26 protein-coding genes and 1 pseudogene are annotated in these 21,907 nt (G+C 58.8%); 10 read left to right on the top strand and 17 right to left on the bottom strand.

What is annotated here, in order from left to right; translation table 11 throughout:
* Positions 1–9: 9 nt before the first annotated feature.
* Positions 10–417 carry a type II toxin-antitoxin system HicB family antitoxin gene (locus CKW20_RS02040; RefSeq protein WP_095051440.1) on the top strand — a complete coding sequence of 136 codons (408 nt, stop codon included), beginning with the start codon at positions 10–12 and terminating at the stop codon, positions 415–417.
* A 57-nt stretch (positions 418–474) separates the two neighbouring features.
* On the opposite strand, the gene tam is transcribed toward CKW20_RS02040, so the two are convergent.
* Positions 475–1,245, bottom strand: coding sequence for a trans-aconitate 2-methyltransferase (gene tam / locus CKW20_RS02035; protein ID WP_095051439.1), 771 nt, complete (start codon positions 1,243–1,245; stop codon positions 475–477).
* A 396-nt stretch (positions 1,246–1,641) separates the two neighbouring features.
* Here tam and CKW20_RS02030 point away from each other — a divergent pair, with 396 nt between their 5' ends.
* Positions 1,642–2,145: an inclusion body family protein gene (locus tag CKW20_RS02030; RefSeq protein ID WP_095051438.1), complete on the top strand. Its 504-nt coding sequence runs from the start codon at positions 1,642–1,644 to the stop codon at positions 2,143–2,145.
* A 123-nt stretch (positions 2,146–2,268) separates the two neighbouring features.
* Positions 2,269–2,805: an AidA/PixA family protein gene (locus tag CKW20_RS02025; protein WP_095051437.1), complete on the top strand. Its 537-nt coding sequence runs from the start codon at positions 2,269–2,271 to the stop codon at positions 2,803–2,805.
* 150 nt (positions 2,806–2,955) lie between these two features.
* Here the strand turns inward: CKW20_RS02025 and CKW20_RS02020 are convergent, their stop codons facing one another.
* Positions 2,956–3,204, bottom strand: a complete 249-nt coding sequence (locus CKW20_RS02020) for a hypothetical protein (RefSeq protein WP_095051436.1) — start codon at positions 3,202–3,204, stop codon at positions 2,956–2,958.
* A 93-nt stretch (positions 3,205–3,297) separates the two neighbouring features.
* Between CKW20_RS02020 and CKW20_RS02015 the strand changes: the two genes are divergently transcribed.
* Positions 3,298–3,699: a low affinity iron permease family protein gene (locus tag CKW20_RS02015; RefSeq protein WP_095051435.1), complete on the top strand. Its 402-nt coding sequence runs from the start codon at positions 3,298–3,300 to the stop codon at positions 3,697–3,699.
* A 52-nt stretch (positions 3,700–3,751) separates the two neighbouring features.
* On the opposite strand, the gene CKW20_RS02010 is transcribed toward CKW20_RS02015, so the two are convergent.
* The 4 genes from CKW20_RS02010 to CKW20_RS01995 form a co-directional block, all read right to left on the bottom strand.
* Positions 3,752–4,255, bottom strand: coding sequence for a DUF4142 domain-containing protein (locus tag CKW20_RS02010; RefSeq protein ID WP_095051434.1), 504 nt, complete (start codon positions 4,253–4,255; stop codon positions 3,752–3,754).
* A 73-nt stretch (positions 4,256–4,328) separates the two neighbouring features.
* Entirely contained in the window at positions 4,329–4,484 is a 156-nt protein-coding gene (locus tag CKW20_RS30080; protein ID WP_008014777.1) for a KGG domain-containing protein, read from the bottom strand.
* A 116-nt stretch (positions 4,485–4,600) separates the two neighbouring features.
* Positions 4,601–5,950, bottom strand: a complete 1,350-nt coding sequence (locus CKW20_RS02000; RefSeq protein WP_095052239.1) for a diguanylate cyclase domain-containing protein — start codon at positions 5,948–5,950, stop codon at positions 4,601–4,603.
* A gap of 103 nt (positions 5,951–6,053) precedes the next feature.
* Entirely contained in the window at positions 6,054–6,692 is a 639-nt protein-coding gene (locus CKW20_RS01995) for a LysE family translocator (protein ID WP_095051433.1), read from the bottom strand.
* Positions 6,693–6,891: 199 nt separating this feature from the next.
* Here CKW20_RS01995 and CKW20_RS01990 point away from each other — a divergent pair, with 199 nt between their 5' ends.
* Positions 6,892–7,131, top strand: coding sequence for a CopG family ribbon-helix-helix protein (locus CKW20_RS01990; RefSeq protein ID WP_095051432.1), 240 nt, complete (start codon positions 6,892–6,894; stop codon positions 7,129–7,131).
* The gene (locus CKW20_RS01985) at positions 7,121–7,405 is read left to right on the top strand and encodes a type II toxin-antitoxin system RelE/ParE family toxin (RefSeq protein ID WP_095051431.1); all 285 of its coding nucleotides are present in this window, start codon (positions 7,121–7,123) and stop codon (positions 7,403–7,405) included. Before CKW20_RS01990 ends, CKW20_RS01985 begins: the two co-directional genes overlap by 11 nt.
* Positions 7,406–7,510: 105 nt before the next feature.
* Here CKW20_RS01985 and CKW20_RS01980 read toward each other — a convergent pair whose 3' ends face one another.
* The 4 genes from CKW20_RS01980 to CKW20_RS01965 form a co-directional block, all read right to left on the bottom strand.
* Positions 7,511–8,842 (bottom strand): MFS transporter, encoded by a 1,332-nt coding sequence (locus CKW20_RS01980; protein WP_095051430.1) that lies wholly within the window; start codon positions 8,840–8,842, stop codon positions 7,511–7,513.
* A gap of 203 nt (positions 8,843–9,045) precedes the next feature.
* The gene (locus CKW20_RS01975; protein WP_095051429.1) at positions 9,046–9,972 is read right to left on the bottom strand and encodes a hydroxymethylglutaryl-CoA lyase; all 927 of its coding nucleotides are present in this window, start codon (positions 9,970–9,972) and stop codon (positions 9,046–9,048) included.
* On the bottom strand, positions 9,969–11,162 hold the full coding sequence (locus CKW20_RS01970) for a CaiB/BaiF CoA-transferase family protein (protein WP_095051428.1): 1,194 nt from the start codon (positions 11,160–11,162) through the stop codon (positions 9,969–9,971). The genes CKW20_RS01975 and CKW20_RS01970 overlap by 4 nt, the downstream gene beginning before the upstream one ends.
* Before the next feature lie 182 nt (positions 11,163–11,344).
* Positions 11,345–12,253: a LysR family transcriptional regulator gene (locus tag CKW20_RS01965; RefSeq protein ID WP_095051427.1), complete on the bottom strand. Its 909-nt coding sequence runs from the start codon at positions 12,251–12,253 to the stop codon at positions 11,345–11,347.
* A 158-nt stretch (positions 12,254–12,411) separates the two neighbouring features.
* Between CKW20_RS01965 and CKW20_RS29735 the strand changes: the two are divergent.
* Positions 12,412–12,568: pseudogene (locus CKW20_RS29735) on the top strand (2-amino-3-ketobutyrate CoA ligase); the annotation flags it as partial.
* A gap of 17 nt (positions 12,569–12,585) precedes the next feature.
* On the top strand, positions 12,586–13,752 hold the full coding sequence (locus tag CKW20_RS01955) for a multidrug effflux MFS transporter (protein ID WP_095051426.1): 1,167 nt from the start codon (positions 12,586–12,588) through the stop codon (positions 13,750–13,752).
* Here CKW20_RS01955 and yiaY read toward each other — a convergent pair.
* Positions 13,749–14,897, bottom strand: a complete 1,149-nt coding sequence (gene yiaY / locus CKW20_RS01950; RefSeq protein ID WP_095051425.1) for an L-threonine dehydrogenase — start codon at positions 14,895–14,897, stop codon at positions 13,749–13,751. The genes CKW20_RS01955 and yiaY overlap by 4 nt on opposite strands.
* Positions 14,898–15,054: 157 nt before the next feature.
* Between yiaY and CKW20_RS01945 the strand changes: the two genes are divergently transcribed.
* Positions 15,055–16,074: a DUF4917 family protein gene (locus tag CKW20_RS01945; RefSeq protein ID WP_095051424.1), complete on the top strand. Its 1,020-nt coding sequence runs from the start codon at positions 15,055–15,057 to the stop codon at positions 16,072–16,074.
* 165 nt (positions 16,075–16,239) lie between these two features.
* Here CKW20_RS01945 and CKW20_RS01940 read toward each other — a convergent pair whose 3' ends face one another.
* The 3 genes from CKW20_RS01940 to CKW20_RS01930 all read right to left on the bottom strand — a co-directional run bounded on the left by CKW20_RS01940 (position 16,240) and on the right by CKW20_RS01930 (position 17,687).
* Positions 16,240–16,584 carry a YegP family protein gene (locus CKW20_RS01940; protein ID WP_095051423.1) on the bottom strand — a complete coding sequence of 115 codons (345 nt, stop codon included), beginning with the start codon at positions 16,582–16,584 and terminating at the stop codon, positions 16,240–16,242.
* 201 nt (positions 16,585–16,785) lie between these two features.
* Positions 16,786–17,091: a ribbon-helix-helix domain-containing protein gene (locus CKW20_RS01935; RefSeq protein WP_007903755.1), complete on the bottom strand. Its 306-nt coding sequence runs from the start codon at positions 17,089–17,091 to the stop codon at positions 16,786–16,788.
* Between the two features lie 14 nt (positions 17,092–17,105).
* On the bottom strand, positions 17,106–17,687 hold the full coding sequence (locus tag CKW20_RS01930) for a DJ-1/PfpI family protein (protein WP_095051422.1): 582 nt from the start codon (positions 17,685–17,687) through the stop codon (positions 17,106–17,108).
* A gap of 305 nt (positions 17,688–17,992) precedes the next feature.
* Here CKW20_RS01930 and CKW20_RS01925 point away from each other — a divergent pair, with 305 nt between their 5' ends.
* Entirely contained in the window at positions 17,993–18,883 is an 891-nt protein-coding gene (locus tag CKW20_RS01925) for a DMT family transporter (RefSeq protein WP_095051421.1), read from the top strand.
* A 106-nt stretch (positions 18,884–18,989) separates the two neighbouring features.
* On the opposite strand, the gene CKW20_RS01920 is transcribed toward CKW20_RS01925, so the two are convergent.
* From CKW20_RS01920 to CKW20_RS01905, 3 genes are all read right to left on the bottom strand, one after another.
* A complete protein-coding gene (locus tag CKW20_RS01920; protein WP_095051420.1) occupies positions 18,990–20,204 on the bottom strand; it encodes an SAM-dependent methyltransferase in 1,215 nt (404 codons plus the stop codon).
* Between the two features lie 270 nt (positions 20,205–20,474).
* Positions 20,475–21,092: a TPM domain-containing protein gene (locus CKW20_RS01910; RefSeq protein WP_095051419.1), complete on the bottom strand. Its 618-nt coding sequence runs from the start codon at positions 21,090–21,092 to the stop codon at positions 20,475–20,477.
* A 38-nt stretch (positions 21,093–21,130) separates the two neighbouring features.
* Positions 21,131–21,877 carry a YgcG family protein gene (locus CKW20_RS01905; RefSeq protein WP_095051418.1) on the bottom strand — a complete coding sequence of 249 codons (747 nt, stop codon included), beginning with the start codon at positions 21,875–21,877 and terminating at the stop codon, positions 21,131–21,133.
* Positions 21,878–21,907: the final 30 nt, after the last annotated feature.

The raw sequence follows: 21,907 nt of genomic DNA, 5'->3' as shown, positions 1-21,907 counted from the left end.
ATGACGAACATGCTTTACCCCATTGCAATTTCCATGGGCGATGACGAACACGCCTGGGGCGTGGAAGTACCGGATATTCCGGGCTGCTTCTCCGCCGGGGAGGATCTGGATGACGCCATGGCCATGGCTCGCGAAGCCATCGAAGGCCATTTCGAAGTACTGGCCGAAGACGGGTCACCGATTCCGCCCGCCAACAAAGTGACCTTGCATGCGGCCAATCCAAAGTACGCAGGGTGTACGTGGGCGGTGGTGGACATCGATGTCACCAAATACCTGGGCAAGGCCCAGAAACTCAACATCACCCTGCCCGGCTACCTGCTTAATCGCATCGATGAGTACGTACTGCATCATCCGGAAGAGAAAAGTCGCTCCGGGTTTCTTGCCTCGGCGGCACTCAAGGTTTTGCAGCAGGGTTGATGCTCGAAGGCCCTGACAAAAAAAAGGGACAAACGATCGGGCATGTCCCTTTGTACGTCAGCGCGTCACCACCATGAACAACCGCGGAAACGGCAATAGCACTGAACCATCGCTCAGTGCCGGATAAGCCTGCTCGATCGCCGCCTGATACTGCTGGAGATACTGAACCCGCTCCGCTTCATTCAGCGGCTCAAGAAAAGGCCTTAAACCGCTGCCCTTGAACCACTCGACCACGCCCGATGCGCCGTCCGCGAGCGAATGATAGTAAGTGGTGCGCCATACATCGACCCGGGTGCAATGGGCACGCAGCATCGAGTAGTAACCACCCGCATCCTCCATTTCAGTTCGCAGGCCAGCGGCCCTTGCCAGTTTGTCAGCCCAAGGGCCATTCGCTGCGACCTCGCGCATCAACCGATGCGACGGCTCGTTGAGGTTGTCTGGCATCTGAATCGCCAGGCTACCGCCCGGCGCAAGCCTGGTCACCAATGACGGCAGCAATCGGGCGTGATCGGGCAGCCACTGCAATACCGCGTTGGCGAAAATCACGTCGAACGGGCCGGTCTCGTTCCAGGTATCAATATCAGCGGTGTCGAAACGCAAGTGAGGCAAGCGCTTGCGGGCGGCCTCGATCATATCGGGTGAACTGTCCACCCCGCGCACCGCGGCATTGGGAAAGCGCTGCACCAGCAGCTCGGTGGAATTACCGGGGCCGCAACCGATGTCGATTGCCGATTGGACGTCCATTGCGGGGATTGCGGCCAGCAAGTCACGCGCCGGGCGCGTGCGCTCATCTTCAAAAGCTACGTATTGTTTGGCGGACCAACTCATATCGCTCTCCTGTCGGTGCATGGTTGTAGCCAGAGGCAGACAACCGGTTCGCTACGATACATCGACCGGTATGCTCTGCCCCATCTCGACTTTTGGCGGGCATAGGGATCTGAACGAATCTTTTCTTATCGCCGATTCATTGAAACCCATAACCAAAAGGACCGTTCGTCGACCGACAGGCAAAGCGATTTTGACAGCATAAAAATGGCATCTATAGTCCTATCGCGGCCTGTTGGAAGGAACCCAACCCGTCATTTCAAGGCAAGGAGCAAGGCCAGCTCGTACCCCGTGATCGAGTGGGTTCCCCAATAGTGTGTTCGCAACGGCCGCAAGGCAAACAAGCGTTGTCGTGCCTGGTAGGTAGCCAGGTAATCACTAAATTCAAGGAGCTTTACCATGTCTCGAGTCACGGATGTACTTGTTTCGATCGACACCGAAACCATTCTGAAAAACTACCCGAACATCAGCAAAAACCCTGCTGCGCCGACGCTGATCGACGTCAATCATGTCTACATGGTCACCAATCAGAACAACGTGGTGAGTGGCCAGGCCGGTGGCGAGCTCAACCTGAAAGCCCAGGTTGGCGATCTGATTCGCTGGCGTGAAACCAGCCTGTCGCAGAGCTTCGAGACTGCAGTAGTTTTCTACAAATTCATCGGTAACGTAGGCAACGAGTTGATCTCCACGCCCACGCCGCGCAAGGCTACCGCCTGCGTCGCCGTCCCCAACACCAGCAACCCGTCAGTGCCCAGTTGCCAGAAAGTCGATAACTATTACTGGTCTTCGGAAACACTTTCGTGCGGCAGCGTGACCTATCACTTCCACTTCCTGATCGTGGATCGCGACTGCAAAATCGTCGGCTGCTGCTCGTGGGATCCGTTCATTACCATCCGTAACTGATGATGGGCCGGGCCCCTTGGCAACGAGGGGCCTACCGAACTCGTTGCCGCTTCGGCTGGAATGGATTTCTTGCGTGACCGAAGCGGCTATCGATATGCGTCAACATCATGAAAGGAATCCATGATGACTTCCGAATCGATTACCTCCCCTTCGGCGAGCGTCGTGACAGCCAATAATGTGCTGCTGATCGTCGATGCCGAATCGCTATTTTCCCGTTATCCACAACCCAGCCTTGAACCGCAAAAGCCGACGGTAATTGAAGACGGCTTCATCTTCGCCATCAGCAGCACAACGACAACACAAAATACTAAAAATGACAGTAAATTTATACTGACAGCCAACGGAAAAGGCTTTCATATCCGCGGCAGGACCGTCAGCCTGCTGGCCGAACACAGCGTTGTATTTCACAACATTTCGGTGGGTGATACCGGCATCCTTTCGCCGCCTAAACTGGTCGTCCACGGCGAGCAGACAGTCCCCGCGCCCGATCCCGCCAACCCGACCCAACCGGGTAGTCACACGGCCGATGATCATTATTGGGAATGCTCGCAACTGACCCCGGGCGTGGCTGCCTGCGAACTGAGTTTCATGCTGATCAACCAGCGCTGTGAAGTGTTGGGGTACTTCAGCTGGAAGACTGAGGTGACGCTGTCGGCGTGAATAGGCACCCACATAAAAACCGGCCCTTCAGACCAACGCCCATCAGTTAGCCGGAATACAAATCTGTAGCAGCTGCCGAAGGCTGCTACAAAAGAATGCGTCGCGGCTGAGATTTCTCGGTTTGCACCAAGTTACATCAACAACTCACCGCTATTTACTATCCGCCCCCTTCTCCTGCATCTGCACCGAAGACTTGGTGCCATCAGTATTGTCTTTAGTCTCGTTATCCGAGTTATCGAAGCAGCCCTGCAATGCAAGCAGGCAGCAACAAAGGTAAAACGTGCGGGCGAGGTTCATGCTGTTCTCCAGTTTCAGGGGCTTGAAGTAGTGACCCATGTCGGTGGAAATGGTTGCGACTTTCTCGGCCCCGAGCGATGAGCCTGACAAAGGGTTCAGCACACCGGCTTTTCATCCCGCAGGCAATATTCAGCAGAATTTTCGTTATGCCCGTGCTGTCTGAAAATCAGGCGCATCCCTATAAGGAACACGGCAATGAAATTCGCAAATATTGCACAGAAACTCTCCCTGTGGGCCGGCCTGCCCCGGACATTTCTGGGGGCGATCGTTCTGATTATCCTGTGGGGTTTGAGCGGGCCGATTTTCCATTTCAACGATACCTGGCAGCTGATCATCAACACCTCGACCACCATCATCACCTTCCTGATGGTGTTTCTGATCCAGAACACCCAGAACCGCGACACGGATATTTTGCACTTGAAGATCGATGAGTTATTGCGAGTCACGAAAGAAGCGCAGAACGCGATGCTGGGACTTGAATCGCTGGATCTCAAACAGTTGGAAGAATTGAGAAAGAAATATCGCCACCTCGGCGAGGGCGAAACGATTGCCCTGGACGGCACTGTCGTCCCGGAAACAAAGCAACAGGATGAATGAATGTTGATCCATGCGCCGCGGGTGACCGGCGATGTCACCCGCGCCATTGGTGCTAGCGACTGGCTTGCAGGGCCCTGGCCATTTGCAGGTGGTTTTGCAGTTTGGGCAGGGTTTCTTCGGCGAACGCTTTGATTTGCGGCACGTCCGAGGTCTGCGCTTGTTGTTGGAGCTGTTCGATGGATTCTTGGGTGGTTTTCACCTGACTGGCGGCGTACGCCTGATCGAAGGACGCGTCGTCCTTCACCTCTGGGATCAATGTTTTCGCCTTGTCCATCACCTCTTCACGTGGCGCGACCGGCAAATCGAGTTGCTTGGCAATTTTAGCCAGATGCTGATTGGCGGTGGTGAGGTCGTTGATCACCACGATGGTGTAATCCTTGACCTCTTTGGACTCGGTTTTCTGGTGCGCCAGGCGACTGGCTTCGATGTCGGCCATGCCTTTGGCCGACGCTTCGTTGATGAATTCGGCGGCTGACTGGGCAAAGGCACTGCTGGCAAACAAACCCAGTAACGTGACAAAACCGGCATTGCGTAAACGGGTGGCCATCCGGCTCATGGTCGCGCCCTCCTTCTTTGAAAATTCCAACGGGGGCTTTCGCCCCCGTCTTTTAATAAAACCACTTTCACTATTACCGGGATTTCTGACCACCTTTGCGGCCCATGCCGCCTTTCGCGGAGTCTTTATCAACGGTCGTCGTGGTGGTTTTCCCACCTTTGCGACCGGCTTCAGACGCCTTCGTTCGATCGTGGGCACTACCCGGACTCGGATTTTTTGAAGTAGGCATGGTTTTCATCCTCTTGATGATGAGAGCAGCGAGCAGCCGCCCGCATAGAATAAGAATTTCCATCGTCAAAAAGGTTTAAAAAACCTGGCAACGCAGCGACGAACGGTGACGGGCTTTCAAGCCCCGAGACGCAGGTGATGCTGGCGTTTGGCGATGTACATCGCCTCATCGGCATGCCTGAACAGCTGATTTTCTTCAGTGCCATGCTCGGGGTACCGCGCGACGCCGATGCTCGGTTGGATGTTCAGGTTATGCCCTTCCAGACGCAGGGGCTGAACCAGCACCTGACGGATTTTTCCCGCCACACGCTCGGCGTCTTCCGCGGCGTGGATGCTGTGCAACAACACGACAAATTCATCACCGCCGATACGCGCTACGGTGTCGGTTTCGCGCACGCAGCCCTTGAGCCGATTGGCGACCGCTTGCAACAGCATGTCGCCGACCGCATGACCGTGGGTGTCGTTGATCTGTTTGAAGCGGTCGAGGTCGACGTAAAGCAACGCCATTCGACCGGAGTCTGTCCGGGCCAGCGCCAGTGAGGCCTTGAGGCGTTCGCGCAGCAATTCACGATTGGGCAACTGAGTCAGTTGGTCGTACTGGGCCATACGTTGGAGCCTGGCATGCAATTGCTTGCGCTCGATAGCAGTCGCGACTTGGGCGCAAACATACTGCAGCAGCTCCTTGTCTTGCTCGGTGTAACGCTCACCGCCCGCTACGCTTTTAACGATCAGCGCGCCAATGGTGCCGTTCTGCGAACTCAATGGCACGCCCAGCCAGCAGGGCGAATCCTGGCCCGCGACCAGTGCCTCAAACCCCACCGGCGGATCGTTCTGATCCGGGGTCAGCAGAAGCGGCAGGCCACTGCGGATCACTTCACTGCAAAGACGTCCGGTCACCGTCCCGGGCTGCTCGGGCTGGGGCTCACGGTCGTCGACGTGATAGGGGAAATTCAGCTGCGCGCAGTGCTCGTCATACAGCGCCACGGAGAAATTCAACGCTGGAAGCCATTCGCCGATGATCGAATGGACGCGTTTGAACAGCGCCAGCAAATCTTCCGTCGCATGGGCCGCTTCGGAGATTGCGTACAGCGCCGCTTGCCGGGACTCGGCCTGTTTGCGCTCGGTGATGTCGCGCGCCACGGCAATGCGCAGCTGATCGACCTCCGACCAGCGCGCCGACCAGAGAATGTGTACCACCCGGCCGTCCTTGCGCAGGTAACGATTTTCAAAGTTGAGTTTGGGCTCGCCGCCCATGATCTCCCGCGCGGCGTCGAGGGTGCGCTGTCGGTCGGCGGGATGCACCAGGTCGATCATCGGCTGGCCGATCAGCTCGTCGGGGGTGTAACCGAAAATGCGCTCGCAGGCCGCGCTGACAAATACGAAGCGACCTTGTTTGTCCACCGCACAGACGGCGTCCAGCAAGAGGTCGATGTAACTCGCCAGTGGGGCGGAATTTCTGGTTTCCATGATGCCGAGAGCGTGTCCGGACAATGCAACATTGAACAACCCTCCCTGACCGGTCATACGCCCGAGCGATGACTGTGCAGCTGACGCGTCCTTGCGATCAGCCTCAAGCCTTGTTCGTCACCAGTCCCGGCAGCGCATGCACCAGGGCGTTGATGGCAAAACCGATGAACATTACCCCGCACAACCGGGTGATCGCCAGTTCATGACGCTGATACAACGTGCGCACCTGACGCGCCCCGACGATGCCTATGAGGATAGCGTAGGCCATAAGGCCACCAATGAAGCTCAAGACGATCAACCATGGCAGCATCGACCAATGCAGCAATTCTGCTCGGCTGGACAGCAGCGCAGTAAAGGTCGCCACTGCCACGGGATACGCCTTGGGGTTGGTCAGGCCGAACATGATGCCGTGACAGAATGGCTGCCGCGCCGGCCCCTGAGGCGCATCGGCACTGCCGCGGCGAGCCCGTACTGCGCGCAGGCCCAGCCAGAACAGGTAGAGCCCACTGAATACGCCCAGCACATCGAACGCGGTGCTGCCGATTTCCCGCGCACCGACAATCGCAATCAGCGCCGTGCTGCACCAGACCACGTCGCCCAGCAAATGCCCGCACAGAAAACCCGCTCCGGCCCGCCGCCCGCGCGCCGCGCCGATGCCGAACACCGCCAGCACACCCGGCCCCGGCGTGATGCCATAAATGAAGCCCGAGGCGAGAACGGCCATTAGCAGCGATGGGGTCATGGGAATTCCTGTTGAGACGCCAGGTGAATGGACGCAAGTCTATCCCAGGAATCCGAGCATCGACTCACTGATCGTCGAAGAACTTCATCCCTGCATACGGCCGTTAAATCAATTGTTATGACAGGACGAACGGGGCTGGTCTCCACCCCCTTATTACGTTGTAGTATGTTGTATTACAAACCACTACATCGAGACTCCCATGTCCGTCATGTCGCTGCGTCTGCCAGACGAACTCGCCGATACCCTCGCCCATCTTTCCAAAGCGACGGGCCGCAGCAAGTCATTTCTTGCCGTGGATGCGCTGCGTGAGTATCTGGCCCGGGAAGCCTGGCAAGTCGAGGAGATTCAGAAAGCTTTGAGTGAGGCCGATGCAGGTGACTTCGCAACGCCAGAGGAAGTGAAAGCAATCGCTGACAAGTGGACAGCCAATGCACGTTGAGTGGTTGCGTACCGCATTAAAGAACCTGGATGACGAAGCCGCATACATCGCAATGGAAAATCCAAAGGCTGCAGCAGACTTCGTCCAGGCCATTCTCATCAGCATCGAACATCTTGCTCGCTTTCCGGCTACAGGCCGCGAAGGACGACTGCCCGGCACCAGGGAGTGGGTCTTGCCAGATCGGCCCTATCTGATTCCCTATCGAGTTCGTCAAGGGCGCTTACAGGTACTAAGGGTCTTCCATACTCGGCGTCTTCCACCCACCACTTGGTAACGGCAACGGAGGCACTGGGTAGACCCCTCCCCAATCCGCCCACTCCAGTTCACACCTGATTCCGACCTCTTCGCTTGCCCATGAAAGGCCTTGTGCACAATCGCCTTAGTATTTGTCGAGCGTGCGCAGCTTCTGCGGCAACCCCCACAACAGCAACGCAGCAGCAATCAGCGCGGCGACGCCGATGACATACAGCGCAGGGGTAGTGCTGCCGGTCAGGTCCTTGATCCGTCCGACCATGACCGGGCTGACGATCCCACCGAACTGGCCAAGGGTGTTGATCACCGCGATCCCGCCAGCAGCACCTGCGCCGGCACCGGCCAGCAGTTTTGGCGGCAAGGTCCAGAAGCTCGGGATGGAGGCGATGATCCCGGCACCGAGCAAACCCAGTGCGACAATCAGGAAGGTCGTGTGGTTAGCGAAGATCCCTGCGCAGAAGAACCCCACCGCACCTACCGCCACTAAACCTGCGACAAACTTGCGCCGCTCGCCGGTGGCATCGGACAACCGCCCGATCACCACCATGCTGATGGCGCCGCAGATGTAGGGAATGGCGGTCAGCAGACCGATCATCACCGGACTCTCGGTGCCGGCACTGCGGATCAATTGCGGGGCCCAGAAATTCAAGCCATAAGACGCCACTTGAATCAGAAAGTAGATCAGCCCCAACGTCAGGAAACCCGGGATCCGCAGCGCCGCCAGCAAGGAACCGCCGCTCTTGTGCGGTTCGTGGTGAGCGATACGGCTGGCGAGCAGCGTCTTCTCCGACAAGGTCAGCCAATGGGCGTCTTCGATGCGGTCCTTGAGCAAAGTCAGCACCAACAAACCGAGGCCGATGCAAGGCACGCCACCGAGCAGAAACAGCCAATGCCAGCCGCGCATATCAAGGAGGCCATCAAAGTGTTGCAGCACCAGCCCGGAGAACGGTGCGCCAACCAGCCCGGCAAACGCCGACGCGAGAAACAGCATCGACGTGATGCGCCCGCGATAGTGCTGCGGGAACCACAGCGTCAGGTAATACAGTACGCCCGGCGCGAAACCCGCTTCCATCGCACCGATCACGAAGCGCAAGGCGTAGAACTGCCATTCGCTGTCGACGAAGACCATGGCTGCCGTGGCGATACCCCAGGACATCATGATCCGGGCGATCCAGCGCCGCGCACCGACTTTGTAGAGCATCATGTTGCTCGGCACTTCGAAGATCACGTAACCCACTACAAACAGCCCGGCGCCGAGGCCATAAGCGGTATCGCTCAGGCTCAGATCGGCCTGCAACTGGAACTTGGCGAAGCTGATGTTGATGCGGTCGAAAAACGCGAACAGGTAGCAGACCATGATCAGCGGCATCAGTCGCCAAGCGACTTTGCGGACCAGGGCTTTTTCGGCGTCGTGGCTAACGGACGGGCTCGCGCCCGCCTCCAGTACATTGAGGCTCATAGTGTTTCTCCAGATGGGCTTCACGTGAGAGCCCCGATTGTTTTTGTTGTCTGGTTGAGGTGTTCAGTGAACGCGCTTTTTTGTAGGAGCGAGGCTTGCCCGAGAAGGCGGTGTGTCAGCCTCCATCGATGCTGAATGGCAGACCGCTTTCGCGGGCAAGTCGGATCGCCGCACCGCTCGCTCCTACAGGGTTCGTGGTGGGTTCAGGAAGGTGTCGGGTGCAGGTCGCAATTGCGCCCGGCCTTGGCGAGTTGCCCAGGTACTTCGTGGCCCAGCAACTCCGGTAACCCTCGGGACAACTTCAGCAACAACGGCAGATCGATGCCGGTGTGAATACCGATTTCATCACATAGGTTGACCAGATCTTCAGTGCAAATATTGCCCGAAGCACCCGGTGCAAACGGGCAACCGCCAAGGCCGCCAAGGGCCGCATCGAAGCGGCGGGCACCGGCCTCGTAGGCGGCCAGGACGTTGCACAGACCGAGGCCGCGAGTGTTATGGAAATGCAGGCTCAGATCAGCCGGCGAAACCAGCTGCAAGACTCTGCGCACCAAGCGATCGACCTGACGCGGATTAGCCATGCCAGTGGTGTCGGCCAAAGTAATGCCCTGGATTCCGAACTCTTGATAGGCGTCGACGATTTGCAGCACTCGGTCCTCATCGATCCCGCCTTCGAACGGGCAACCGAAGGTCGTGGCGATGCTACCGTTGAGCCGCACCTGGGTTCCGCGAACGAATTCGACGATCTCGCCAAACGCCGCCAATGACGCCTCGCAGCGCATCCGCATATTCGCCAGGTTGTGGGTCTGGCTGGCGGACATCACCAGGTTCAGCTCATCGGCCCCTGAGTCCAGCGCTCGTTGTGCGCCTTTGAGGTTGGGGATCAATGCGACATAGATCACGCCCGGCCGTCGGGCGATGCCCTTGAACACCTGCTCGCCATCGCGCAGCGCTGGGATGGCCTTGGGCGAAACGAACGAACCTGCTTCGATACGGCTGAACCCCGCCAGCGACAACTGATCGATCAGCGCAATCTTGTCGACGGTTTCGACCCAGGTCGGCTCGATCTGCAAGCCATCACGAGGGGAGACTTCCTGAACGATCAGCGTCTCGGAATAATCAGTGATCATTGCACCACCCCTTCAGCTTTCAGCCGTTCAATATCCTGGTCAGTCAGGCCCAGCCCCGCGAGGATGCCGTCGGTGTGCTGACCCAGACTCGGTCCCGACCAGTTCACGCCGCCGGGGGTCTCGGACATTTTTGGTACGATGCCCGGCATCTTCACCGTGGCACCACCGGGCAGTTCGGCGCTGAGCAGCATGCCCCGCGCCTGGTAATGCGGATCGGCAACGATGTCGGCTACCGAGTAGATGCGCCCGGCCGGGACTTCGGCGGCTTCCAGGGCCGACAGCACTTCGTCGATAGGCAGGCTGCTGGTCCAGTGAGTGATTGCTGCGTCTAGCACATTACTTTTGGCGGCGCGGCCATCGTTATGCGCAAACTCCGGCGCTTCGGCCAGATCGACCCGACCGATCACCGCCATCAGGCGCTTATAGATCGGGTCGCTGTTGCCGGCGATCACCACGTAGGCACCGTCAGCAGTCAGATAGGTATTGGACGGCGCGATACCCGGCAATGCCCCGCCGCTGCGCTCACGAACGTGGCCCAACATGTCGTATTCCGGCACCAGACTTTCCATCACGTTGAACACGCTTTCGGCCAAAGACACATCCACCACCTGCCCGCCGCCCTGCCCGGTCTTGACTCGCAGCAGCGATATCAAGGCGCCGATCACCGCATGCAGCGAGGCCAGCGAATCGCCGAGACTCACACCCACTCGGGCCGGCGGTGAACCGGGGGTGCCGGTGGTGTAGCGAATCCCGCCCATGGCCTCGCCGATGGCACCGAACCCCGGACGATCACGGTACGGGCCGGTCTGGCCATAACCGGAAATGCGCACCAGCGTCAGGTTGGGATTGAGGGCATGCAACACGTCCCAGCCCAGGCCGAGTTTTTCCAGGGCACCGGGGCGCAGGTTTTCGATCAGCACATCGGCGTCGGTCGCCAGTTGCTTGACCAGCTCGATGCCTTCGGGGGATTTCAGATTCAGCGCCAGGGACTTCTTGTTTCGCGATTGCAGGTACCACCACAGCGAAGTGCCTTCGTGCAGCTTGCGCCATTTGCGCAGGGGATCACCCTGGCCCATGGCTTCGATCTTGATCACTTCGGCGCCGAACTCGGCGAGCATGCGCGCCGCGAACGGCGCGGCGATCAGTGTGCCGATCTCGATCACTTTGATTGCACTCAAAGGGGCAGTCATCGCGGGGTACCTCTTGTTCTTGGAATATGAGCCAAGGCTAGAGGACCGAGGGGCAAGGAATCCAACCTTCAGTTGGCAACGAGCGTTCGCGAAATGCGAATGCCCGGCTGGCTGGGAATTGCCAAAACCCTGTAGGAGCGAGGCTTGCCCGCGAAGAGGCCCGCCCATCCAATCGAGAATATTCAGGCCTGACCGCGCAACTGCTCAAACAGCATCCGGCTTACCGGCGACAGCGTCGCTTCATCGCGCACCACCAGAATCAACGCACGATCCGACCAGTCATCCGTCAGCGGCACCGCGTGCAAACCCAACGCCCGGCCAAACAATTCGTAAGCCTTTTGCGGCAGGATGCCGATGCCCATGTTGGCCTGGACCATCCGGCACATGGCGTCGAAACCCGGCACATGAATCCGTAGCCTCAGCACCTTGCCGGCCTTGCGCGCGGCCGCGTGGGTGCGCCTGTTGATGGAGCTGGCGGCGTGCAAGCCGACATAGTCACTGCCCAGCGTGTCGGCAAAAGCCAGGGTCGAACGACTCGCCAATGGATGATCGGCCGGCATCAACACCATCAGTTTGTCCCGGCGATAAAGAACACTGTGCAGACCTTTGACGTCACTGTCGCTGGAGCAGATCCCGAGGTCCGCCACGCCATCGAGCACGCCTTGAATCACCCCACTGCTGGGGCATTCTTCGAGGTCGGTCTTGACCTGCGGATGGCGCTCGGAAAAATCTCGAAGGTCTTCGGGCAGGAACTGAATGATCGCCGACAGGTTGGCGAGCATCCGCACATAACCGCGTACACCGTGGCTATGTTCGCCCAGTTCGAGGCCCATTTTCTCGACGTTGAACAGCATCTGCCGGGCGTGGTGCAGCAGGGTTTCGCCGGCCGGCGTCAGGGTCATGCCCTTGGCCTGGCGCACGAACAGGCTGATACCAAACGCCTCCTCCAACTCCATCAAGCGCTTGCTGGCCGCCGACACCGCGATCGCTTCACGAGCGGCGGCACGGGTCAAGGTGCCCTCTTCGTGGACAGCCACAAACAGTTGGAGAGTGATCAGGTCGAGGCGGCGGATCAGGCTTTTTTGCAGCATGGGAGGGCTCAATGATTTCGGTTCGACTGAGTCGGCAGGATAGCCCGGTTTCGTTTCGTCCCCGCCATCCAATTGCCCGACAGCACTTCAGGGCAGTTCACCGCACTCTGGAATTGCGTCGCGTTGAAGGAAAAGCTTTACGTTAATATCCGCCAAGTTTTTTTACTTCGGCAGTGTTTTCCCCGATGGTCCGCACAAGGCAAGGCCGCCATCAGAGTCACGTTACGCGCCGACATGGAGACGACGCTGATACGCCATTTCTGCAAACTCATCAGCGAGCTTTTACGCACTCACGGCCGGCACATCGGCAGCTGAAACTCAGGGAAGATCAAATGAAGAGCAGCACCACCCTCCTTATCACCTGCTGCACGGTTTTTCTCGCTCAATTGGGCATGAGCATATATCTGTCGGCGCTGCCGGAAATTGCCCGGGATTTAACCGCAGATGCCTCGCTGGTTTCATGGGGGTTGGCGGTCTATCTGATCGGCATGGCGTTGCCGATGCTGTTCTGGGGCAGCCTGGGCCAGCGCATTGGCCGCAAACCGGTGCTGCTCGCGGCACTCGGTATCTATGGGGTGGGCAACCTGGTCCTGCCGCTGGGCCAGACGCTTGAATCGTTCCTGATTTTTCGACTGATTCAGGGTATAGGCGCCAGCGGAATTTCGGTCATGACCCGGGTGCTGATCCGCGACAGCTTTCGCGGTGATCTGCTGGCCAAAGCGTTGTCATGGATATCGATTTCCTTCGTGGTGGCGCTGGGTATCGGCCAATACCTGGGGTCGATCATCCAAGTGGCGCTGGGCTGGTCGGCAATTTTTTACTTGTTGGGTGGGGTGAGCCTGTTGATGGCGGTGGTGGTGGCGCGAGTCACGTTCCCGGTGCTGGCAGAAGAGAATACACCGTCATCCGCCTGGACGAGCTACCGGCACATTCTGGGTCATCAAGCCTTTCTGTTGCCGGCCCTTGTCGGCGGCCTCGGGTACGGGGTGATCGTCGCATTCAACACCGCGGCGCCACTGATTCTGCAAGGCCCCTTCAACTGGTCGGTAGTGGAATACGGATTGTTGGGCTGGCCAATCAGCGCGGCCTATTTTCTCGGGGCGGTGGCGGTCAATCGCTTTGTGTTACGCACCGGTCAGCGCCAGCTGATGACGGCAGGCGTTGGGCTGGTACTGGCCGGCAGCGCAGTCATGTTGCTGGGTAGCATCGTCGGCACGTCAATAGCGCTGCTGTTCTGGTTGCCCTATTGTTTTGCGGTGTTTGGCCAGTCGCTGATTTACCCGATCAGCCTGTCCCTGGCCAACCACGGCTCGCCGGTCGGGGGTGCTTATGCGATGGCGTTGAGCGGTTTCATTCACCAACTGATGGCCGCCATTATCGGCGGTATCGCCAGCCTGATAGCGAGCCAGCAGGCATGGCCATTGTCGCTGTTATGCACCTTGCTGGCCGTGGGCGCGCTGCTTTGCGTAGTGTTCGCGCCCGGCCGTCGAACCACTTAGAACGCGCTGCGGAAAATCTCCTCGATCTGCCGCTGATCCGCCACCCGTGGATTGGTCAGTCCGCAGGCGTCTTTCAGGGCATTGCTGGCCAGCACCGGGATGTCGTTGAGCCTGGCACCGAGCTCGCGTAAACCGGCGGGGATTTCCACGTCCCTGGCCAGGTTGCGAATGGCCGCGATCGCTGCCTGCGCGCCCTCTTCCGTGCTGAACCCGCGAATGTCGGCGCCCATCGCGCGGGCAACATCGGTCAGGCGGTCGGCGCAGACCAGCGCGTTGAAACTTTGCACATGAGGCAGCAGCACCGCATTGCACACGCCATGAGGCAAGTCGTAGAACCCGCCCAACTGGTGAGCCATCGCATGGACATAACCCAAGGATGCATTGTTGAACGCCATACCAGCGAGGAACTGCGCGTAAGCCATGTTTTCCCGCGCAATCATGTCACTGCCGTCGCGTACGGCGAGGCGTAGATTAATGCTGATCAACGTAATGGCTTTCAGTGCACAAGCATCGGTAATCGGATTGGCCGCCGTGGAGACGTAGGCTTCGATGGCGTGGGTCAGTGCGTCCATGCCAGTGGCGGCAGTCAGGCCCTTGGGCATGGCGACCATCAGCGCCGGATCGTTGACTGACAGCAGCGGCGTGACGTTGCGATCGACGATGGCCATTTTCACATGACGGGATTCGTCGGTGATGATGCAAAAACGGGTCATCTCGCTGGCGGTACCGGCGGTGGTGTTGATCGCGATCAACGGCATTTGCGGTTTGGCCGACTGATCGACACCTTCGTAGTCACGAATCGTCCCACCGTTTGTGGCGCACAAGGCGATGCCCTTGGCGCAGTCGTGAGGCGAACCGCCGCCCAGCGATACCACGAAATCACAGCGACTTTCCTTGAGCAGGCCCAGACCAAGTTCGACGTTGACGATGCTCGGATTCGGCTTGGCGCCGTCGAAGACCACAGAGTCGATGTCCTGCAGCGCCAGTTTCCCGGCAATCATCTTCGCCACGCCAGCCTCGGCCAACCCGGTGTCGGTGACGATCAGCGCCTTGCGAAAACCATACTTGCGAATGGCGTCCATGGCTTCATCGAGGCAGCCGGTGCCCATGATGTTGACGGAGGGGATGAAAAACGTACTGCTCATGCGCGAGTCTCCTGGCTGAAACCGAAATCGGCAACGCTGATTTGGCGGGAGCGCACAGAGTCGACCTATCAGTCACGCCATACCTTGATCTGGCTCAACACCGGGGCGTGATAAAGTCGCCGTCCATCAGACCTTTTGTTTTGAGACGACTAACGCAATGACCGATTTCCAGGATGTCGATGCCCAACTTGAAGACTGGAACGCCTTGCGCACCACCGCCTCTTTCGGCGGATTGCTGGTGGGTAACGGTGCCAGTCGTGCGGTATGGGACGACTTCGGCTACGACTCGCTGTTCGAAAACGCCCGTATCGTCGAAGAAAAGCCTCTGAGCCAATCCGAACTGAGCGTGTTCGACGCCATGCAGTCGCGCAGTTTCGAACAAGTGCTTGGGGCGCTGAAAACCACCAGCCGGGTCAACAAGGCGTTGGCCGTCAGCTCTGCCGCGCCGCGCAATCGCTATTACGCGATCAAGGAAGCGCTGATCAACACCGTGCATGCGGTGCATATCCCTTGGCGGTTGGTGGTGCCCTCGACGCTGGCGACGATCAGTCAGGAACTGGGCAGTTATCGGACGGTGTTCACCACCAATTACGACTTGCTCAACTACTGGTCGATCCAGCACCGGCCTGACGCTATTACCGATCTGTTCCAGGGCACCGAGCCGCGCTTTGATTTGAGCCTCACCGCGACAGACAAAACCCGGTTGCTGTACCTGCACGGCGGCCTGCATCTGGTGCGCAATCAGGACGGCACGGCGCGTAAACTGATGTCGACCGAGGGTACGTTGCTGGGCAGTTTCGCCATCAACAATACGATCAAGACCCTCGACGACGTGCCGCTGTTCGTCACCGAAGGTCCGACCCAGGACAAACTCAAAACCATTCGCAGCTCGGATTACCTGTCGTTCTGCTACGACCAGTTACTGGGCCATGGCGATGGGCTGTGCATCTTCGGGCATGCCCTTGGCGAGCAGGACAGTCACATCATTCATGCATTACGCCAGGCGAAGCCGAAGACCGTGGCAATCTCGATTTACCCGCGCAGCAAGGCGTTCATCCAGCATCAGAAGCGGCATTACGCGAAGGTGTTTGAGGGGACGGGAGTGGAGCTGCGGTTTTTTGATTCGAAGACTCATGCGCTGGGTAGCCCAAAGCTGACCGTACCCGTCGAGGTTTAGCGGCGACAGGTCTAATGTCATCGCGAGCAGGCTCGCTCCCACAGGGGAATGCATTCCAAAGTGGGAGCGAGCCTGCTCGCGATAGCGGTCTGACATTCAACATTTATGTTGACTGTTATGGCCTCATCGCAAGCAGGCTCGCTCTCACATAGGTATCCGGTGTGATCAGAGCACCGGCAAGGTCTTGTCCTTGATCACCGTGGTCGGGCCGTTGGCCTTGACGCTGGCGATGCCTTTATCTCTCGCGGCATCGGTGGAGTAAGACTCGCTGCTGCCGATGATCTCGTGGTTACCGGCCTTCAGGTTGAAGTAAGGATGACCGTCCTTGGTGGTTTTTTTCTCGTAGCGTTCGTCCAGCGGACTGTTGGCCTGAACCGAGGCGATACCGCCATCGGCCGCACCGCGAGAGGTATACAGCTCACTGGTCAGAATGGTTTCGGCATTGGCCGCTTTCAATACAAACTTGAACTGACCGTTGCTGGTTTTGCTCACTTCGTACCATCCAGACATGCTTTTTCTCCTTGGCGATTGAGAGGTTTCGCGCTTCAGAGTAAAGACCAAGTCAGGATTTCTGTCGCCTGTACCGACGCTTTCGCGGGCAAGCCTCGCTCCTACAGGTTTTGGGCCGGACGCAAAAATTCGCGGTCAACCGAAACCCTGTAGGAGCGAGGCTTGCCCGCGAAGGCGTCCTCAAAATTGATACAAACCGTTCTATTTCACCGCAGCCCGCACCACCGACAACTCAGGTGTCTGCACCCGCCGCTGGCTCAGGTAACGCATGCAGCTGACCCGCAAGAACGAGGCGAAATTCACTACTTCTCCGCGGTAGTCCATCACCTCTTCATACAGCTTGGCGATCAACTGATTGGTGGTCATGCCGTCGACCTCGGCGATTTCGCTGAGGATGTCCCAGAACTGATTCTCCAGCCGCAGGGTGGTCACCACCCCGCAGATGCGCAGCGAGCGGGAGCGCGACTCGTAGAGAATCGGATCGGCCTTGACGTAGAGCTCGCACATGGACAGGTCCCTCGTTACAGCGTGATTTTGGTGCCCAGCAACCCGAGGAAGCCGGCCAGCCAGCTCGGGTGCGCCGGCCAGGCCGGGGCGGTGGCCAGATTGCCTTGAACGTGACCTTCCGTCACCGGGATATCGATGAACGTGCCGCCAGCCAGGCGCACTTCCGGAGCACATGCCGGGTAGGCGCTGCACTCGCGACCTTCAAGAATGCCCGCCGCGGCCAACAGTTGCGCACCGTGACACACGGCGGCGATCGGTTTGCCGGCTTTGTCGAAAGCGCGCACCAGGTCCAGGACTTTTTCGTTCAGGCGCAGGTACTCCGGCGCACGACCGCCCGGCACCAGCAGCGCGTCATAGTCCGCCGCGTCTACCTTGGCGAAATCGAAGTTCAGGGCAAACAGGTGACCGGGTTTTTCGCTGTAGGTCTGGTCGCCTTCGAAGTCATGGATCGCTGTGCGCACGGTCTGGCCGGCGGTTTTGTCCGGGCAAACGGCATGCACCGTGTGGCCGACCATCAGCAGCGCCTGGAACGGCACCATCACTTCGTAGTCTTCGACGTAATCGCCGACCAGCATCAGAATTTTTTTAGCAGCCATGGGGAGGACTCCTCTGGAAAATGCGTGGGCATGCAGGAGTATTCAAGGTAGTCCTTATCCGACAGGTCGGGTAATAACCAGTTACTACCTGATGGACCGCGTTATCGTTCTTCGCGGGCAAGCCTCGCTCCTACGGGTCCTGTATCGATCTTGCGGTCGGTGCAAAACCTGTAGGAGCGAGGCTTGCCCGCGAAGGCGTCCGCAAACTGTACGGATAACTCTGCGCCTAGCTGTAACAGAGCGGTATGCACAGTTTATGGCTAGATAAAGAAACTTCCCGCCACCCTGAATCCTGGTCACCCATCATGTCCTCGCGCGAAAACACCGGCATGGCCCTCGGCCTGCTCGGCGTCGTTATCTTCAGCCTGACCCTGCCCTTCACACGGATCGTCGTGCAGGAACTTCATCCGCTGCTCAACGGCCTCGGCCGTGCGCTGTTCGCGGCGATTCCAGCAGCGCTTTTATTGCTGTGGCACCGTGAAAAGTGGCCCACCTGGAAACAGGTCAAAGGCCTGACGCTGGTGATCGCGGGCGTCATTCTCGGTTTCCCGGTGCTGTCGGCCTGGGCCATGCAGACATTGCCCGCCTCCCATGGCGCACTGGTCAACGGCTTGCAACCGCTGTGCGTGGCGCTATACGCCGCGTGGCTGTCCCATGAGCGTCCGTCGAAAGCCTTTTGGGCCTGCGCCGCGTTGGGCAGTGCACTGGTGCTCGGATATGCACTGATCAGCGGTGCCGGCAGCATTCAGGCCGGTGATTTGCTGATGCTCGGCGCGATTGCCGTGGGTGGGTTGGGTTATGCCGAAGGCGGCCGGTTGGCCAGGGAGATGGGCGGCTGGCAGGTGATCTGCTGGGCACTGGTGCTATCGACGCCGCTGCTGATCGGGCCGGTGCTGTATCTGGCGCTGCAACATCAAGGTGAGATTTCGGCCAAAACCTGGTGGGCGTTTGGTTACGTCTCGCTGTTTTCGCAATTCATCGGGTTCTTTGCCTGGTACGCCGGGCTGGCCATGGGCGGCATTGCCCGGGTCAGTCAGATCCAGTTGCTGCAGATCTTCTTCACCATCGCGTTTTCGGCGTTGTTTTTCGGTGAACACGTCGAGCCGATTACCTGGCTGTTTGCGGCCGGGGTGATCGTGACGGTGATGTTGGGGCGCAAGACGGCGGTGCAACCCGCGCGTGTTGCCACAGCGTAACCCTGTAGGAGCCAGGCTTGCCGGCGAAGGCGATCTCGAAGACGCCTTCGCCGACAAGCCTGGCTCCTACAGAATTAGCGGTGGCCGTCACATCCCACAGCAGCGGTCAGAGGTATCCGTCAGCCCGCAGCAATGTTTCCAGACAATGTTCACTGATGTGATAGAAATCCTTCAGTTCCTGAATCTTCACCAACAGCTGAGCCGGGTCCACCGGTTCGGCGCGCTTGACCGCCAGGATCATCTTGTTCTTGTTGGTGTGGTCCAGCGAGATGAACTCAAAGACCTTGGTCTCGTAACCGCAGGCTTCCAGGAACAACGCACGCAAACTGTCAGTAACCATTTCCGCCTGCTGGCCCAGGTGCAGCCCGTATTGCAACATCGGCTTGAGCAGCGCCGGGCTCTGGATCTGCAGGCGAATCTGCTTGTGGCAGCACGGCGAGCACATGATGATCGAAGCGCCGGAACGAATGCCGGTGTGAATCGCATAGTCGGTGGCGATGTCGCAGGCATGCAACGCGATCATCACGTCCAGCTCGCTCGGCGCAACGCTGCGCACATCACCGCATTTGAATACCAGCCCCGGATGCTCCAGCTTGGCCGCCGCGCTGTTGCACAGGTTGACCATGTCTTCGCGCAGCTCGACGCCGGTCACCTCGCCCTCGGCTTTCAAGGTGTTGCGCAGATAGTCGTGGATCGCGAACGTCAGGTAACCCTTGCCCGAGCCGAAATCCGCCACCCGCACGGGTTTGTCCAGCGCCAGCGGCGACGAGGTCAGCGCATGGCTGAAGACTTCGATGAACTTGTTGATCTGTTTCCACTTGCGTGACATCGCCGGGATCAGCTCATGCTGCGCGTTGGTCACGCCGAGGTCTTTGAGAAACGGCCGGCTCAGGTCGAGGAAACGGTTCTTCTCGCGGTTGTGCTCGGCGGACGGCACTTCGCGCAATTGCTGAGGTTTGCTCTTGAACAGCGAAGATTTGCCCTTTTTGCTGTATTCGAGCTGGGCTTCGTCGGTCAATGACAGTAAATGCGCATTTTTGAACGATGCGGGCAACAGCGCAGCAATGGTCGCCACGCCTTCGGCAAGCGGCAGGTTTTTGGTGATGTCGCGGGTCTTGTAGCGGTAGACGAAGGACAGGCATGGCTGATCCTTGACCGTCAGTTGCTTGATGATCAGCCGTTGCAAATCGGCTTCGCCACCGACGTACTTGGCCAGCACCAGTTTGATGAAGGCGTTCTGGTCGAGGCTGGTTTGCAGCAGGTCGATGAACTGGGCGTGGTGATCCGGCGCGAGGCTGGCGGGAGTGGCGGTGACAGACATGGGAAAAAACGGCCTCGGGCGGTGCGAATCGGGGAATGACGGGTATTTTAGGGGGGATGGAGTTCAGGAACACTGTTATTTGCCAAACGGCAAATATTCTGTGGCGAGGGAGCTTGCTCCCGCTCGGCTGCGCAGCAGTCGCAAAGCAGACAACGTGGTTTATCTGACAGAGTGCGTTTACCGGTTTTGGGGCCGCTTCGCAGCCCAGCGGGAGCAAGCTCCCTCGCCACAAAAGCATGTAGGAGTTGCCGAAGGCTGCGATCTTTTGATTTAGCTCAACACCACCAACCGATTCGGCAATTCATTGCGTACATGGGTCACCGGCACATGCACTTTGAGCAACTCGCCGCACGCCTCAATGCACGTTACAAAGCCCTGCAACGTCTGCCCCTGTTTCACCTGCTGCGTAAACGCCGCCACAATCGCGTCCCAGTTCTTGTTGTCTAGCCGTTTGGAAATCCCTTCATCCACCAGAATCTCCACGTAGCGCTCGGCCTCGGAGACAAAAATAAGCATGCCGGTGCTGCCCACGGTGTGGTGCAGGTTTTGCTCCAGGAACTGCCGACGCGCCAGGTTCGATGCGCGCCAGTGACGCACCGAGCGCGGGATCAGGCGCGTGGTGACTTTCGGAATCCGGAACGCCAGGCATAACACGATGAAACTGAGCCATTGCACCAGCAACAGACTGTGCATGGTCAGCCAGCCCGTGAGGTAATGCACGATCCCCGGCACCACCAGCGCCAGCAGACTGGCCCAGAGCAACGGGATGTACGCATAATCGTCGGCACGGGCCGCCAGCACCGTTACCAGTTCGGCGTCGGTATCGCGCTCGACCCGGGCAATCGCCTCGGCGACTTTGCGTTGTTCGTGTTCAGTCAGTAATGCCATGGTTATGAGTGCCTGCTCGCTATTGTTGTTTTTACCTATCACCAGCCGCCCGATGAACCGCCGCCGCCGAAACTGCCCCCGCCGCCGCTGAAGCCACCGCCACCGCCGCCAAAACCTCCACCACCGAAACCGCCTCCAGAGCCGCCACGGCCGCCGCCGCTCGGCAGAATACCGAACATCTGCCCGAGGAAGATCGTCAGGATAAACAACACCACCAGGAACACGAAAAACCCCGGATGCCGCCCAACGAAATCACTCTCCTGATCACCACGCGGTTGATACACCGTCGACGGTTCGTCCAGCGGATTGCCGCCCAGCACCACCAGCATTGCCGCAACGCCATCGCTGATGCCTTTGCTGAAGTTGCCGGCCTTGAATGCGGGCGTGATCACCTGATGGATGATCACCGAACTCTGCGCGTCGGTCAGGCGATCTTCCAGGCCGTAACCGACTTCGATCCGCAGTTTGCGCTCGTCACGCGCGACGATCAGCAACGCGCCGTTGTTCTTGTCCTTCTGGCCGATGCCCCAGTAGCGTCCCAGCTGATAACCGAAATCCGCGATGTCGGTGCCTTGCAAGTCCGGCAACGTGACCACCACCAACTGCTCGCCGGTGGTTTTTTCATGGGCGTTGAGCTGTTGCGTCAGCTGCTCGCGCACCGCAGGCTCGATCATCTGGGCGTTGTCCACCACACGCCCGGTCAATTCCGGGAACTTCAACTCGGCCCGAGCCGTCAGGGCAAACACCCAGAGCATCAGCACCAGGCCCATTTTCAATACGCGCATTGGCAACCTCACCCGTGTTGGCACTTGAAG

Origin of the sequence: Pseudomonas sp. Irchel s3b2 (assembly GCF_900187445.1) — a bacterium.
Classification (GTDB): domain Bacteria; phylum Pseudomonadota; class Gammaproteobacteria; order Pseudomonadales; family Pseudomonadaceae; genus Aquipseudomonas.
This window is presented reverse-complemented; position numbering and strand designations above follow the sequence as displayed.